10 protein-coding genes and 2 pseudogenes are annotated in these 14,463 nt (G+C 68.6%); 3 read left to right on the plus strand and 9 right to left on the minus strand.

Features of this window, described 5'->3' with window-relative positions:
* Window positions 1-46: 46 nt before the first annotated feature.
* Window positions 47-1,267 carry an exonuclease subunit SbcD gene (sbcD, locus tag PSm6_RS04765; protein ID WP_021220871.1) on the minus strand — a complete coding sequence of 407 codons (1,221 nt, stop codon included), beginning with the start codon at window positions 1,265-1,267 and terminating at the stop codon, window positions 47-49.
* A gap of 124 nt (window positions 1,268-1,391) precedes the next feature.
* Here sbcD and PSm6_RS04770 point away from each other — a divergent pair, with 124 nt between their 5' ends.
* Window positions 1,392-2,720 (plus strand): TAXI family TRAP transporter solute-binding subunit, encoded by a 1,329-nt coding sequence (locus tag PSm6_RS04770; protein WP_043240035.1) that lies wholly within the window; start codon window positions 1,392-1,394, stop codon window positions 2,718-2,720.
* A 7-nt stretch (window positions 2,721-2,727) separates the two neighbouring features.
* Here PSm6_RS04770 and PSm6_RS04775 read toward each other — a convergent pair whose 3' ends face one another.
* A complete protein-coding gene (locus tag PSm6_RS04775) occupies window positions 2,728-7,695 on the minus strand; it encodes a tetratricopeptide repeat protein (protein ID WP_043240032.1) in 4,968 nt (1,655 codons plus the stop codon).
* 173 nt (window positions 7,696-7,868) lie between these two features.
* Here PSm6_RS04775 and yejK point away from each other — a divergent pair.
* Window positions 7,869-8,875, plus strand: a pseudogene (yejK, locus tag PSm6_RS04780) (nucleoid-associated protein YejK).
* A gap of 58 nt (window positions 8,876-8,933) precedes the next feature.
* Here yejK and PSm6_RS04785 read toward each other — a convergent pair.
* The 6 genes and pseudogenes from PSm6_RS04785 to PSm6_RS04810 form a co-directional block, all read right to left on the minus strand.
* Window positions 8,934-9,869, minus strand: a complete 936-nt coding sequence (locus PSm6_RS04785; RefSeq protein ID WP_021220875.1) for a glutathione S-transferase family protein — start codon at window positions 9,867-9,869, stop codon at window positions 8,934-8,936.
* Between the two features lie 168 nt (window positions 9,870-10,037).
* Window positions 10,038-10,445 carry a type II toxin-antitoxin system HicB family antitoxin gene (locus tag PSm6_RS04790; protein WP_021220876.1) on the minus strand — a complete coding sequence of 136 codons (408 nt, stop codon included), beginning with the start codon at window positions 10,443-10,445 and terminating at the stop codon, window positions 10,038-10,040.
* Window positions 10,446-10,480: 35 nt separating this feature from the next.
* Window positions 10,481-10,662: pseudogene (locus tag PSm6_RS04795) on the minus strand (type II toxin-antitoxin system HicA family toxin).
* 152 nt (window positions 10,663-10,814) lie between these two features.
* On the minus strand, window positions 10,815-11,114 hold the full coding sequence (locus PSm6_RS04800) for a GIY-YIG nuclease family protein (RefSeq protein ID WP_021220877.1): 300 nt from the start codon (window positions 11,112-11,114) through the stop codon (window positions 10,815-10,817).
* On the minus strand, window positions 11,111-11,809 hold the full coding sequence (locus PSm6_RS04805) for a glutathione S-transferase family protein (RefSeq protein WP_021220878.1): 699 nt from the start codon (window positions 11,807-11,809) through the stop codon (window positions 11,111-11,113). Before PSm6_RS04805 ends, PSm6_RS04800 begins: the two co-directional genes overlap by 4 nt.
* Before the next feature lie 90 nt (window positions 11,810-11,899).
* The gene (locus PSm6_RS04810) at window positions 11,900-12,370 is read right to left on the minus strand and encodes a nuclear transport factor 2 family protein (protein ID WP_043240029.1); all 471 of its coding nucleotides are present in this window, start codon (window positions 12,368-12,370) and stop codon (window positions 11,900-11,902) included.
* 118 nt (window positions 12,371-12,488) lie between these two features.
* On the opposite strand from PSm6_RS04810, the gene PSm6_RS04815 reads away from it, so the two are divergent.
* On the plus strand, window positions 12,489-13,439 hold the full coding sequence (locus PSm6_RS04815) for a GlxA family transcriptional regulator (protein ID WP_021220880.1): 951 nt from the start codon (window positions 12,489-12,491) through the stop codon (window positions 13,437-13,439).
* A 260-nt stretch (window positions 13,440-13,699) separates the two neighbouring features.
* Here PSm6_RS04815 and PSm6_RS04820 read toward each other — a convergent pair whose 3' ends face one another.
* Entirely contained in the window at window positions 13,700-14,461 is a 762-nt protein-coding gene (locus PSm6_RS04820) for an amino acid ABC transporter ATP-binding protein (protein WP_043240026.1), read from the minus strand.
* Window positions 14,462-14,463 lie beyond the last annotated feature (2 nt).

Consider the following 14,463-nt stretch of genomic DNA (forward strand, 5'->3'; position numbering starts at 1 on the left):
CCCGCCCGTGCAGGTCCGGCGGCGATAGCGGCGATCTGCCCCGGCCTCAGCTGCGCTCGCTGCGGACCTCTTCCAGCACGCCACGGTGCAGGTCCCGCAGGCGCCGAGCCTGGTCCTCGTCCAGTTGCTCCAGCTCCAGGCGGCGCGCGAACACGTCCTCGGCACTCAGTTCGTCCAGGGTCTCCCGGGCCTCCCCCACCAGGCCGGGCGCGAGGCCGGCGCGTTCGCGGCGCAGGCGCAGCACCTCCACCGGCAAGCCTTCGCACAGGGCGGCGACGCGGCCCTGCAGGTCGCTCAGGTAATCGTCGGTGCCCACCTGCACTTCCAGCCATACGGGGCGCTCGGGCGTGCCCCGGCGGGCCTGCTCGGCAATGGCGCCGCCCAGTTCGCCCAGGGAGCCACGCACGCTGGCCAGGGGCTGGAAACAGGGCACCGGCAAGGGCGTGACGCTGCGCACGCCCTCCCCGTCCAGCTCCACCAGCAGCACTTCCTTGGCCTGGCCGGCTTCGTCGAAGGACAACGGGATGGGCGAGCCGCTGTAGCGGATGTGCTCCAGGCCGCCGACCTTCTGCGGCCTGTGGATATGTCCGAGGGCGATGTAGGCGGCAGGCGGGAAGGCGCTGGTGGGGAAGGCCTCCAGCGCGCCGACATAGATTTCCCGCACCGACTCGCTGGCACTGGCGCCGACCGTGGTCAGGTGGCCGGTGGCGATAATCGGCAGCCCGCCCCCCAGTTCGTCCCGGCGCCGCTCGGCCAGTTCGAACAGCTGCGCGTAATGGGCCTGGATGGCCTGCTGCAGGGACAGCTGCTTGTCCGCCGCGCTCTGCCCGGCCTGGCTCTGCAGCACGTCACGGGCGCGCACGAAGGGGATGGCACAGAGCACCGCGCCCGGCGCGCCATCAGGGCCGCGCAGCACCAGCACCTGCTCTTGCGGGTCGGCGGCGACACCCGGCACCACGCGGGTGCCCAGGGCCGCCAGCAGGCCCTGGCTCTCGCCGAGCATGGCGGGCGAATCATGGTTGCCACCCAGCACCACCAGTTGCGCACCGGCGTCGCGCAGCTCGATGACGAAGCGGTTGTACTGCTCGCGGGCGTAGCTCGGCGGCGCACCGGTGTCGAACACATCGCCCGCCACCAGCACCGCGTCCACCCGGTGTTCCTGCACCCGCTCCAGCAGCCAGGCGCAGAAGGCCTGGTGTTCGGCCTGGCGGGTCTTACCCATGAAGTGCTGGCCGAGATGCCAGTCGGAGCTGTGCAGGATGCGCATGGGGGTCTGTCACTTGTCGCGGGGAACGGGAAGGCGGCCACCTTGTCATTTACCGGCACCGGGAGGCAACCGCCGCTGCGCCAGTGGCTATCCTTCCCCTCAACTCCAAGCCCCAAGGATTCCCATGCCAAGGTTCCTGAAAGACCTGAAGATCATGCTGCTGGCCAACCTCTGGACCGTGCCAGTGGTCGCCGCGCTGGTGGGCGCGGTGTTCTATTTCGTCGCCCCGCCGCCGCCCATGCACGCCACCCTGGCCACCGGCGGCGCCAATGGCGGCTATGCCCTGTTCGGCGAAAAGCTCAAGGAGGAACTGGCGCGCCAGGGCTTCACCCTGGAGCTGGTGCCCAGCACCGGCTCCCTGGACAACCTCGGCAAGCTGCAACGCGGCGAGGTGCAGATGGCCCTGGTGCAGAGCGGCCAGGAGCTGACCCTGGAGCCGCGCGAACGCAACCGCCTGCATGGGCTCGGGGTGATGTACCAGGAGCCGCTGTGGCTGTTCAAACGCAAGGACGTGGACATCGACAGCATGGGCGACCTGCTGCAGTTGCGGGTGGCCATCGGCACGCCCAACAGCGGCACCCGTGCCATCGCTGCGGCCCTGCTGCAGGCCAACCAGATCGGCCCGGAACAGTACCCGCAGAACTGGCAGGCATTCAGCGGCACGCGGGGTGCCGATGCGCTGATCGCCGGCGAGCTGGATGCCGCTTTCTTCGTCGGCCCGGCGGAGAACGCCGTGGTGCAGCGCCTGGCCACGCGCAGCGAGCTGGACCTGGTCAGCCTGCGCCGCAGCGCCGCCTACCGTGCGCGCCTGCCCTACCTGACCAAGCTCGACGTGGGTGAAGGCCTGCTCAACCTCGCCAGCAACAGCCCCTCGCGGGACATCCTCACCCTGGGCCCGGTGGCGACCCTGGTGGCCAACGACGAATTCCACCCCTCACTGACGCCGCTGATCCTCGAAGCCGCCCGCGAGGTGATGAAGAATGGCAGCCTGCTCGACCCCGCCGGGCGCTACCCCGCCGCCCAACCGATGACCCTGTCGACGCTGGACGAGGCCGCCTACTACTACAAGAACGGCCTGCCGATCCTGCAGCGCTACCTGCCCTTCCGCATCGCCTCCCTGGCCGACCGCTACATCATCCTGCTGATCCCGCTGCTGGTGGTGATGTTCCCGCTGTTCAAGGCGGTGGGCCCGGTGTACCGCTGGCGCATCCGTGCGCGCATCTACCGCTGGTACAAGTACCTGCGCGAGATCGACCGCAAGCTGGACGCCGGCACCCTGCGCGCGGAGCTGGACGGCGAGATCGGCAAGCTGGAGCAACTGGAGGACCAGTTGGCCAAGGTGGACGTGCCGCTCTCCTACTCCAACGAGCTGTATGAGCTGCACGTGCACCTGCGCTACGTGATCGAGCGGCTCCAGGCGCTGAAGGCCAGGAGCCGCGAAGAGGAGGCCTGAACGGGCCTCAGAAGCGCAGTTGCAGGTAGCGCAGCGGCACCAGCCAGCGCGGCGTCGCCGGGCCGAAGGCCAGGGCCTTGGCCAGGTGCCGACGCAGGCGCCAGTAGGAACCGTGCTCGCTGCCCTTGGCCACCGCGCGGGCGGTGCGGAAGTGCGCCACCGCGACCTGGCTGTTGCCGGCGTGAAGCGCAGCGGCGACGCCCTCCAGCAGGTGCTGCATGCAACGGAAGAAGGGCCGCGGCTCCGCCCCCTGCAAGCGCTCCAGCCAGGCATCCAGGGCCGCAATGTCTCCAGCCATGGCGGCATCGAAGCCCAGCCAGACCATGGCATCGTGGTTCTGCGGGTCGCGCTCCAGGGACAGCCGCGACACCGCCGCCGCGCGCGCATCCAGCTTGCGCGCACGCATGCCCAGCGCCAGGTTGTCCAGGCCCCAGGCCGGCGCCTCCGGGTGCTGCTCCCAGTCGGCGAGCCAGTCGAACATCATTTCGTAGCGATCCTGGTTGACCATCGCGTAGCTGGCCATGCCCCAGATCACGCCATCGCTGCGGATCGTCTCGCGACAGGCTTCGAGGGCATCCACCAGCAGCCGGTTGGCGTTCTTGCGGTTGGCCAGCAGCTCCAGCATGGCGTGCTTGCCGGCGTGCTGCGGGTCGTTTTCCAGCAGGCGCAGGAAGCCCTTCCACAGTGAACCGGGCATCCAGCGGGCATCCTCGCGGCGCAACCATTGCAGCGCGGCGCCATGGTGCAGGGAGCCATCGGCGACACCGGCGTCGAGGGTTTCCTGCAGGTCCTTGTCCTGCTCGGGCCGCTCGAGGATCTTCAGCACCTCGCCCCAGGCGTCGATGCAACCATGGTCGCGACACAGGGGTTCCAGCACCCGGCGCTTGAGCGCCTGATCGCCGCGGGGCACGGCGAAACGCAGGGCGCGGATCAGCACCGCGGGCTGGCTCGATGCCTCCAGCAACCGCTCCAGCACTGCGCGCGTGGCCTCCCCCGTACCGTGCTTGAGCAGCAGGTCGAACTCGTGGAGGCCGGCGAAGGTGTAGCAGGCGTCCAACTGGTAGGCTCGGCTGAAGGACGGCAGCGCCTCTTCGCCCTTGCCGTCGAGCCACAGCGCGTGGCCGAGGAAACCGTGGGCGATGGCCTGGCGGGGTTCCAGGCGCACCATCTCCCGGGCCGACTCCACGTAGGCGGCGTATTCGCCGGCGTCGTCCTGCCAGTCGGCCAGGGTGCGCCACCCTTCGAAGAAGGCCGGTTGGCGCTCCAGCAACTGGCGCATCTCGGCCATGGCGCTGGGCAGGTCCTGCTCCTGGCGGGTGGCGCGGGGCCCGAACAGCGCCAGTTCGGGGGGCGTTCCGCCACCCCAGCAGGGGGCCGCCAGCAGCTGGCGCAATTCGTCGTAGCGCTGGGCTTCCAGCAGCCCCTCGGCCAGCTGGGTGTTGGCGCTGCGGTGGCGCGGGTTCAGCTCCAGGGCACGGCGCAGGGCCGGCTCCTTCGCCTCGAAGCCTTCCTCCTGTTCGGCCAGGGCCAGCCAGGCATCCGGGTCGCCGGCGCGCAGGCGCGTCAGCTCGCGGGCCAGTTCCAGGGGGCGCCCGGGCGTTTCCAGGGCAGCGCTGTAGCGGCGTAGCTGATTCCAGACCCAGCCGTTGCCGGGCTCCTCGCGCAGCACCTTCTCCGCCTCGAGGGCGCCTTCGGCGGGGTTGTCGCGCTCGCCCAGCACATAGCCCAGGTAGGCACGCAGTTCGGTGTTGTCGGGGGTGCGGGCGAGCACGCTGCGCAGCAGGCTTTCGGCCTCCTCCAGGTCTGTGCCCTCGTCCAGCAGGCTTTCGACGTAGAGGCGCACGCTGCGCGTCCACAGCGGGTTGATGCGGAAGCTCCCGCGCAGGGTCTCGCGGCACTCGGCGTACTGCTTCTGGCTGCTCTGCAGCTGGGCCCGCTCCAGGGCCAGGCGCGGCATCAGCGGGAAGCGTTCGATGGCCGACTGCAGCAGGGTCTCGGCCTGCTCCACCTGCCCCATCTCGGCCTGCTGGGCGGCGACCACCACCCACAGCTGCCAGAGGTCGGGGCGCTGTTGCAGGGCTTCGCTCAACTGCTCCAGCAACACCTGCGGTTCCAGCAGCCTGCGCGCCTGGTCCGGGTAGGCGAGCCAGCCGTCGCCAAAGGTCACCTGGGCCACCAGTTGGCGATGGATGAAGTCGAGGCTGTCCAGGGCTTCGGCCTGGTCGGTGCAGGTTTCCAGCAGCATGTTGCCGGCGTAATCGTTATCGGCAGAGCGCTCCAGCGCCTCGCGGAAGGCCTCACGGGCGGCCTCGCGCTGGCCAGCCTGGAGCTGCACGAAGCCCCGGGTGGAATAGCTGCTGGAGCTGCGCGGGTCGGTGCGCCGGGCCCGCTCGCAGAATTCGAGGGCTTCCTCATGGCGACCCAGGCGCGCCAGGGTCACCGCCAGCTCGCGGATCGCCCAGGCGTATTCCGGGTGGCTCGCCAGCAGCCGGCGCAGGGCCGCTTCGGCATCCTCCAGGGAGTGGCGCTGGGCGCGCTCCACCGCCAACTCGGCGATGCCGCAGTGATGGGGGAAGCGCTCGGCCAGTGCGGTGACGTACGCGTCCACCGCCTCTTCACCGGCGCTCTGGCGCAGCAGCTGCACCTGCATGCGGTGCAGGCTCATGTTCAGCGGGTCCAGCTCCACCGCTTCGCGGCACCAGGCCAGGGCGCGCTGCGGGTCGCCATCGCTGCGCTGGCTGTGCAGCACGGCGGCGCGCAGCCAGGTGCCGCGACGGCTCACCGGTTCGGCGCGGCGCAGCATCGCCTCGTTCAGTTCCAGCTCGCCATGGCGGCCGTAGAAGTCGGCAAGGTTGAGCAGCAGGGCCGGGTCCTGGGGGCGGCGTTCCACGGCCTGCTCGAGAATCTGCCGGCATTGCAGCGGGTCGGAGAGTTCCTCGATGAACTCGCACAGGGTCAGGGTCGGGCCGGCGGCCAGGGCGCCGAGGCGTGCCTGGCGCTGGCGCAGGAATTCCAGCCCCGCCTCGGTGCGGCCCAGGCAGCGCAGGGCGCGGAAGTACTGGCTGCTATAGCCCTCGTTGGTGTCGTGCAGGCAGGCGGCGATGCGGTACAGCTCGCAGGCCTGCTCGCGGCTGCCTTCGTTCCAGCGCAGGCTGGCCAGCTCGTTCCACGCCTGGGCATGCCCCGGGGCCTGGCGCAGGGCACGGCCCAGCAGCTGCCGCGCGGTTTCCAGCTGGCTGCCGTCCTCCACCAGCAGGCCGGTGTAGCGCACCAGGATGCCGGCATCGCTCCAGCGCCCCTGGCAATGGCCGGCGAGCCAGTCCAATTGCTGCTCGCGGGCATGCAACTGGGCCAGGGAGGTGGACTTGGAGAGGATCAGGTTGGCGTCATCGGGGAAGCGTTCGAGCAACGCTTCGGTGGCCTCCAGCACCTGGGCCTCGCGGCCGTCGTACCAGCCCAGGGCGCGCTGGCCCTGGAGGGTCAGGCGGTGTTCGGGCGCGTGCTCGCGCAGGGCCTCGAAGGCGGCCAGGGCGGCTTCGCGGTCGTGCACTTCCAGGGCGCTGACCAGGCGGTAGTAGAGGTCCCAGGTCGCATGCTCCGGCAGCTCCAGGCCGTCCAGGCGATGGGCTTCCTCGGGCGGCAGCAGGAGCAGGCCACGGGGCCCGGACGCGCGCTGGGTCTCGTACAGGCCCTCGGCGATGCTCTCGCCGAACTGCGCCTGGCCGGGGTCGCGGATGAGCACGGTGCCACGGGGCTCGTCATAGCCCACCACCGCCTGCAGGTGGCCGCTGCCGGTGTATTGCAGCGACAGGGTGAAGGGCAGGCCACGGTCGATCAGCGCGCGGCTGGTGGCCCAGTCCACGGTGAACTCGCGCACCAGCCAGCCATTGCGCTCGGCCCAGGCACGCTCGGCCTGGTAGGACGTGCCGTCGTAGCAGATCTCCTCGGCCACCTCCAGGTGCGCCACCGGGCGACCCCAGTAGGTGGACAGCGCGGTCAGAGTGGCGGGGACGCAGGTCATGTGGTGCTGGCGGATGAAGGTCACCGGCAGCAGCACGCGGCCGCCCTTGGGCTCGGCCAGGCGCTCGGCGACCAGGGTGTAGAAGGGGCTCTGGGATTCCTGGGCCAGCGTCCGGCCCTGCTCGTGGTCACCGCGCAGGCAGGCGATGTCGCAGCGACGGCCGGCGTACCAGCCGCGCATGCCTTTCTCCAACAGCAGCGCCAGCGCCAGGGAGCGCTCGATCAGGCGCTCGGCCTCATCCAGTTCGCCCCGCTCGATCAGCAGGTCGATCAATTGCGCGCAGAGCCCGGCGCTCTCCATCCGCTGGGTACCGTCCAGCAGGCGTGCACGGGCGGCGTCTTCGCGCCCCAGCTGCAGTTCGAGCTGGGCGGCCTGCAGGGTCGCGGAGCGGAAGCCGGGCAGCATCGCCAGGGCGCGCTCGCAGAGGTCCAGCGCGTCGGCATAGCGGTCTTCCTGCTCCAGGCTGTAGGAGCGCTCCACCAGCAGCCAGGGGTCGGTGGTGCCCAGTTGCATGGCCGCATCGTGCAGTTCGGCGCTGCGGCCGAAGTCCCGCAGCAACGCCCGCAGGTACCCCTGGAACGACAGCCACTCGGCGCGCAGCCCGGGCTCTTCGGGCAGCCAGTCGGCGAAGCGCTGGAGGAATTCCCAGGCGCGGTACTGGCCACGGCGGGCGAGCAGGAAGCGGGCATAGCGCAGGCGCGACTCGGCGGCCTCCGGGTAGCGGCGGTAGCCGAGCCAGGCCAGGGCATCCCCCAGGCGCGGGGCCCCCAGTTGCCCGGCGAGGCGCGAGGCCAGCGCCATGGCGGCCGCTCCGCGCCAGTGGCGGTAGTCGCCGAACTCGGCGGCCCGGGCATGGGCCTGGAGGAACAGGCCGCGATCGGCCAGGGCTTCGAGGGAAAGGATCAACTCGGCATCGAGCGCATGGGAGGGCGTATCGAGGATCAGGCCGGACATCGGAACCATCCTTGGTCATTGCAGCGGAAATGGCGTCACTTTAGGGAGACACTGACTCGGCAACAAGCGATCGGGTCACAAGGCCCCTCATCCCGGCCGAGGCTGAGGTAAACTCTGCGGCCTATCGGGCGAGCCACCGGCGCGCCCTTATCCACAGCTTCACAGGTACGCCCATGCCGATCCGCCACTGCATCGTCCACCTCATCGACAAGAAGCCCGATGGCAGCGCCGCCGTGCTCCACGCACGCGACAGCGAGCTGGGCGAATCCAAGGCCATCGAAAACCTGCTGGCCGACCTCAACGAAAGCTACAACGCCAAGCAAGGCAAGGCCTGGGGCCTGTTCCACGAGGAATCCGGCGCCTACCCGTTCAGCGGTTGGCTGAAGGAATACATGGAAGGCGGCCGCGACTTCACCGCCTTCAGCCGCGAGGCCGTGGCGCACCTGCAGAAGCTGATGGAAGAGTCCAACCTCTCCACCGGCGGCCACGTGCTCTTCGCCCATTACCAGCAGGGCATGACCGACTACCTGGCCATCGCCCTGCTGCACCACAGCGAAGGCGTCACCGTCACCGACGCGCTGGACCTGGCGCCGGCCCGCCACCTGGACCTGGGCCAGCTGCACCTGGCGGCGCGCATCAACATCTCCGAGTGGCGCAACAACGCCCAGTCGAAGCAGTACATCTCCTTCATCAAGGGCAAGAACGGCAAGAAGGTTTCGGATTACTTCCGTGACTTCATCGGCTGCCAGGAAGGCGTAGACGCGCCGAGCGAGACCCGCACCCTGCTCAAGGCCTTCAGCGACTTCGTCGAGCACGAGGACTTCGCCGAGGAACAGGCCCGCGAGAAGACCAAGACCCTGGTGGACTACGCCAGCACCCAGGCCAAGCTGGGCGAGCCGATCACCCTGCAGGAGCTGTCCGGGCTGATCGACGAAGACCGCCCCGTGCCTTCTACGAACACATCCGCAACAAGGATTACGGCCTGTCGCCGGAAATCCCGCCGGACAAGCGCACCCTCAGCCAGTTCCAGCGCTTCACCGGCCGCGCCGAGGGCCTGTCCATCAGCTTCGAGGCTCACCTGCTGGGCTCGAAGATCGAATACGACGAAGGCCGCGACATGCTGATCATCCGCCAGGTCCCGACCCAGCTGAAGGACCAGCTCAAGCGCCGCAAGGACTGAGCGAAGGTGCAAACGAAAAAGCCCGGCTAAATGCCGGGCTTTTTTGTGCGCCTGCGGATCAGCGTGCTTCGATGCGGAAGCCCACACGGGGGAAGTGCACATGCACCACGCCGGCGCGCTCGTCCTCGCGACGCAGGATCAGCTCCTCGCGGCCGGCGAATACCAGCTCGCCTTCCACCGGGTCGACGCCATAGTCGGTGGCGGCGATGGCCACCTTCTGCCCGGCGGTGAAGCCGTTGATGTCGAAGAAGGGCTCATCCGGCAGCGCCGCGGGTTCGGCGGCGCGGGCGATCTCGATGGCGTCGGCGGCGCTCAGCTCGCTGGAGGCGCCATGGCCGAAGCCGAGCACACGGCCCAGCCAGGCGGCGACCGCCGGGTAGTCGTCCACCAGCGGCGCGGTGACCGGGGTGGCCTTGAGGAACCACAGGCAATGGGCCAGGGAGAAGTCGGCCATGCTCGGCTCGCCGAAGAGGAAGTCACCCTCCTCGCGGCCCAACTGCTGCTCCAGGCGGGCCATGAAGGTCGGCCAGTTGTGCTTGGCCACCTCGGCCGGCAGGCGCGCGGCGGTGCCGCCGCTGAACAGCCCGGCACGGTCGGCGATAAAGGCCTTGATCGCCTCCGGCGGCAGCTTGCCGAAGCGCACGGCGATGGATTCGGGCTGGAACACCAGGCTCACCGCGTGCTGGAAGATCACCGAATCCACCCAGTGGCAGAAGCTCGCCACGTTGAATTCCTGGCCCGCCGGGATCAACGCCGGCACGGCCTTCTCCGCCTCCAGGCGGCGGGCGATCAGCGCGGTGTCGCAGTAGATGTCGGCGCCGATCTGCAGCACCGGGGTCTTGCGGTAGCCGCCGGTGAGGGGCATCAGGTCTGGCTTGGGCATCAGCGGCGGAATGTGCACCGAACGCCAGGACAGCTGCTTGAAGCCCAGCAGCAGGCGCGCCTTCTCGGCGAAGGGGGATGTGGGGTAGTGGTGCAGGATCAACTCGTGCATGGCGGGCTCCGTATCGTTCTTGTTCAGGCTGGGCAGCTTAGCCGCCCTGGGGTTCAGGGCCTATCCGCTGGCGCTGATGGCGTGCCATCAGCCGCAGCTATTTAGTAGCGCCAGGCCAGCGTCTGGGCCGGGCTGGAATGGAAGCAGCGCGCCCAGGCTCGGCCACCGTCAACCGGCATCCGAAAGCTCGCGCAACGCGGCAGTGGCGAGAAAGCCGGACCGTGAGGCGTAGCGGGCGTCCTTACTCACACGCTCATCGATCCGCTGCAGAAGATTCTCCGGCAGGGTGGCATTGAAGCGTACGGCCTTGCCTAGGTAGGGCGTCACGTCGAACTCGACCACCGCCCACACGCCGCCGGCAAAGTCGGGATTACCAATATGGAAGTCAATCTGCTGCGCTTGAGGCAGTGCCTCGCCATCCGCCACCAGGCCTTCGAAGTGAAGGGCAAGCGCCTCCTTCACGTTCTCCAGGGCTTCCGCCACGGTAGCGCCCGCAGAGAAACAACCCGGCACGTCCGGCACGGTTACGCCGTAGTCAGAGTCAGGGTCCTTATGCAGAACGAGGGGGAATTTCATGGTGTTTACACTCCGTGTGTTGCGAAGCGATGGCCTCAGAGAAGGCCGGCTTGTTTCAGGATGCTGCGTACCGTCCCTATGGGTAGATCACTCTTGGGGTGTGGGACCATGACCCGTCCCGGTTTATTCGGTGCTTGAACGGATGGTGACTGCCTTTCACCTCCACCTCGTACCAGCCATCCACCTTGATCTTCTCTATCACCTCACGACTGCGCATCGTGGCCTCCCTACGCGCATAGTGTGTACCGTACACACCAAATATGGGGCGCGCAATGAAAACACACAGGATACGAACGAATCCGTGGCTGTGATTTCGTCCCCGTAGCCGATACCGCCACGGGCCAGCGGCGGCGCTGGCCTGCCCCGGGCTCAGGGCCTATCCGCTGGCGCTGATGGTGCAGCGATGTACGCCTTGGCCAGCGCTTCCTTGGCGGCCTTGCGCAGGTTCTTGATGGCGCGCTCGCGGCGCAGGGCGTCGCCCTTGCCCGGGCACTCTTCGATATAGACCAGCGCCTGGGCCGGGCTGGAATGGAAGAAGCGCGCGCCCTTGCCGCTCTGGTGCTGGGCGAAGCGGCGTTGCGGGTCGTCGCTGATGCCGCAGTAGAGCGCGCCGTTGGCGGCCCGCACCAGGTAGACGAACCAGGGCCGTGGTGGTGGAACCTCGCTCATGCCCAGGCCACCTCGCGCATGCGCTGGCAATAATCAACCAGGTGCGGGTACTCGCGGGCGAGGCGGTTGAGCGGGGTTTCCAGGGTGCACTGCACCAGATTGGCCAGCAGCCCGTAGGCGGAGGCATCGGCGCTGCAGGGGCGCTCGCCGCCGAAGAAGGCATTCGTGCCGAGCAGGTCGGTGAGGCCTTGCAAGTCCTCGCGGGCGAACACCAGCAGGTCTTCGCGATCGTGACGGCCAAGGCCCTGGGCCAGCAGGTCACGGCGGACCTTGCGTCGCACCAGCGCCGGGATCAGGCGCTGGGCCACGGGCCCGAGGTTGCCGAAGAAGGCCTGGCGGGTCTGCTGCCAGCCCTCCTCCTCCAGCCAGCGGAAGTACACCAGCAGCCAATAGAGGTGCTCGTCGCAGACGCGGGTGACGGCCAGGGCGCGTCCACGGCCGGCCTCGTCGAGGTGGTCGTCCAGGGAGAGTTGTAGGCGCTCGGTGAGCACCCGCTGGATGATCGCGGTATCGGCGATCAGCTCGCCGTCGAAGTCGATGTAGGGCAGCTTGCCCTTGGGGCCGCGCCGAGGGTCCATCAGGGTTTGCGCCTGGTACTGCACGCGCGCCAGGCGCAGGAAGGTCTCCAGCTTGAGGCAGAAGGGGCTGGCGTTGGGCACATCGAACCCGGCGGGAAACTGGAACAGCCTGATCATGATGGATACCGGCAAGAGATTCGCCGGCGAGCTTAGGCAATATTGCGCGGCGCAGCCACCCGCCGATGATCGGGCCGCGCCCCGTCCACTTCAGCGTTGGGCGCGGAACGCCGCCAGGCCCCGGGCCGCCTGCTGGCGGATGGCGTTCTGCACCGGCGGCAGCCAGCCCAGCAGCAGGCCCTTGGCGCCCAGCGCCTGGCGGGCCCAGCGCCACAGGTCGAAGCTGTCGCGGTGCTCGACGATCAGGCCGTTCTCGAAGCGGAAGCGCGCCTCGATGCGGTTGACCACGGTGCGCCCGGTCTGGCTGAACAGGTAGGTGGCGACCCAGCGCGCGCGGCCTTCATGCTCATCGGCCTCGACGCCGTCGAAGGTCAGGGAAAAGGCCTGGGCACGGCTGGCCAGCATGCGCCACATGTCCGCCGCCTCGGTACCGCGCAGGTCGGTGAACACCGGGTCGGCGAAGCGCACGTCGGCGGCGTAGCAGCCGGCCATGGTCTCGGCGTCCAGAACCTGGAAGGCGCGATAGAAGCGTTCGATGAGGGCAGCGTTGGGATGGCTCATGGCGATGCTCGTGGCGATTGGGATGAGGAGAGTATCGACGGCTTTCCGCCCGGCGGCGATTGGCTGCATCGCCATCTTTGTGGCAATAATCGCCACCTTCCTGTTCGAGACACCGCCGATGATCCGCATCGCCCTGCTGGTCTGCCCGCAAACGGTCTGCTCCAGCCTGGCCATGGCCGACGACGCCTTCCGCCTGGCCAACACCCTGGCGGGCGAGGCGCTGTTCGAGGTGCTGCGGGTCAGCCGCGACGGCCAGCCGGTGGACCTGGGCATGGCCAGCATCCGCGTCGACGGCGACCTGGCCCTGGCCGCCGAGGCACAACTGGTGATGCTGCCGGCCACCGGCAGCGCGGTGGAGCGCAGCATCAAGGGCAATCCCGACCTCTTGCACTGGCTGGCACGGCGCCCGGCCACCCAGCAGGTGGCCAGCCTGTGCAGCAGCGCCTTCCTCCTCGGCGCCGCCGGCCTGCTCGACGGCCGCCGCGCCACCACCCACTGGGCGCTGGCCGGTGCCTTCCGCCAGCGCTTCCCCCAGGTGCGCCTGCAACCCGATGAGCTGCTCACCGAGGACGGCAACCTGTTCTGCTCCGGTGGCGCCCAGGCCGGGCTCGACCTGTGCCTGCACCTGATCGCCTGGCACGGCGGCGACTGGCTGGCGCAGCGGGTGGCCGGTGCCCTGGTGTTCGACCGTGAGCGCGGCCGCCAGTCACGCTTCACCCCGCTGCTGCCGGACGTGCCGGGAGACGCCCAGCTCGGCCCGCTGCTGGCCTGGATGCAGCGCCACCACGCCGAGCCCATCGATCTCAAGGGCCTGGCCGAACGCGCCCACTGTTCGACCCGCACCCTGCTGCGGCGCTTCCGCACCGCCACCGGCCTGACCCCGAACGACTACGTGCAACGCTTGCGCATCGCCGCCGCCCAATCCGCCCTGCGCAACCCCTCCCGCTCCCTGGAGCAGGTGGCGCAGCAGGTGGGCTACAGCGACCGCGCCACCTTCGCCAAGCTGTTCAAGCAGCTCTGCGGCGAAACACCCGGAGCCTTCCGCCGGCGCCTGCGGGAACAGGCGTGATCCGCGTTATGCCCTTGTAGTCCGTGCTTCAGCGCGGGAGCGGAGTGGCCGGCATTCCCGGACTGAAGTCCGGGCTACGGGCTGCAGCCTCCACTGCGAAAAGTGACTCGCCCGGGGGGCGAAACCAGAAGGCCCAGCAAAGCTCGAGAATCAGCTGAGCTCGAATTTTCCAACGACACCTATTGCTTACATCGCCCTTGAAATCCCCCGTCGGAAATGAAAAAGGGGCCCGAAGGCCCCTTTCCGTATCACGCTGGCGATCAGTGCAGGATCTGCCCGAGGAACAGCTTGGTGCGCTCGTTCTGCGGGTTGTCGAAGAAGGCGTTGGGTTCGTTCTGTTCGACGATCTCGCCCTTGTCCATGAAGATCACCCGGTCCGCCACGGTACGGGCGAAGCCCATCTCGTGGGTCACGCAGAGCATGGTCATGCCGTCCTGGGCCAGGCCGACCATGGTGTCGAGCACTTCCTTCACCATCTCGGGGTCGAGGGCGGAGGTGGGTTCGTCGAACAGCATGATCTTCGGTTTCATGCACAGGGCACGGGCGATGGCCACGCGCTGCTGCTGGCCACCGGAGAGCTGGCCGGGGAACTTGTTGGCCTGCTCGGGGATGCGCACGCGCTCCAGGTAGTGCATGGCGATTTCCTCGGCCTTGCGCTTGGGCAGCTTGCGCACCCACATAGGTGCCAGGGTGCAGTTCTGCAGCACGGTGAGGTGTGGGAACAGGTTGAAGTGCTGGAACACCATGCCCACCTCGCGGCGGATCGCCTCGATCTGCTTGAGGTCGTTGGTCAGCTCGGTGCCGTCGACGATGATCCGCCCCTGCTGGTGTTCCTCCAGGCGGTTGATGCAGCGGATGGTGGTCGACTTGCCGGAACCGGACGGGCCGCAAAGCACGATGCGCTCGCCCTGCCTGACGTTCAGGTTGATGTCCTTGAGCACGTGGAACTGCCCGTACCACTTGTTCACGCCCTGCAGCTGGATGATCGGCGCAGCGGCGTCTTTCTGGATGGCTTCACTCATTC

This window comes from Pseudomonas solani (genome assembly GCF_026072635.1).
Taxonomy (GTDB): Bacteria; Pseudomonadota; Gammaproteobacteria; order Pseudomonadales; family Pseudomonadaceae; genus Metapseudomonas; species Metapseudomonas solani.

Bases quoted from the DNA above. Each gene is read 5' to 3' on its own strand.
- sbcD (WP_021220871.1), bottom strand. From the start codon at position 1,267: ATGCGCATCCTGCACAGCTCCGACTGGCATCTCGGCCAGCACTTCATG.
- PSm6_RS04770 (WP_043240035.1), top strand. From the start codon at position 1,392: ATGCCAAGGTTCCTGAAAGACCTGAAGATCATGCTGCTGGCCAACCTC.
- PSm6_RS04775 (WP_043240032.1), bottom strand. From the start codon at position 7,695: ATGTCCGGCCTGATCCTCGATACGCCCTCCCATGCGCTCGATGCCGAG.
- PSm6_RS04785 (WP_021220875.1), bottom strand. From the start codon at position 9,869: ATGCACGAGTTGATCCTGCACCACTACCCCACATCCCCCTTCGCCGAG.
- PSm6_RS04790 (WP_021220876.1), bottom strand. From the start codon at position 10,445: ATGAAATTCCCCCTCGTTCTGCATAAGGACCCTGACTCTGACTACGGC.
- PSm6_RS04800 (WP_021220877.1), bottom strand. From the start codon at position 11,114: ATGAGCGAGGTTCCACCACCACGGCCCTGGTTCGTCTACCTGGTGCGG.
- PSm6_RS04805 (WP_021220878.1), bottom strand. From the start codon at position 11,809: ATGATCAGGCTGTTCCAGTTTCCCGCCGGGTTCGATGTGCCCAACGCC.
- PSm6_RS04810 (WP_043240029.1), bottom strand. From the start codon at position 12,370: ATGAGCCATCCCAACGCTGCCCTCATCGAACGCTTCTATCGCGCCTTC.
- PSm6_RS04815 (WP_021220880.1), top strand. From the start codon at position 12,489: ATGATCCGCATCGCCCTGCTGGTCTGCCCGCAAACGGTCTGCTCCAGC.
- PSm6_RS04820 (WP_043240026.1), bottom strand. From the start codon at position 14,461: ATGAGTGAAGCCATCCAGAAAGACGCCGCTGCGCCGATCATCCAGCTG.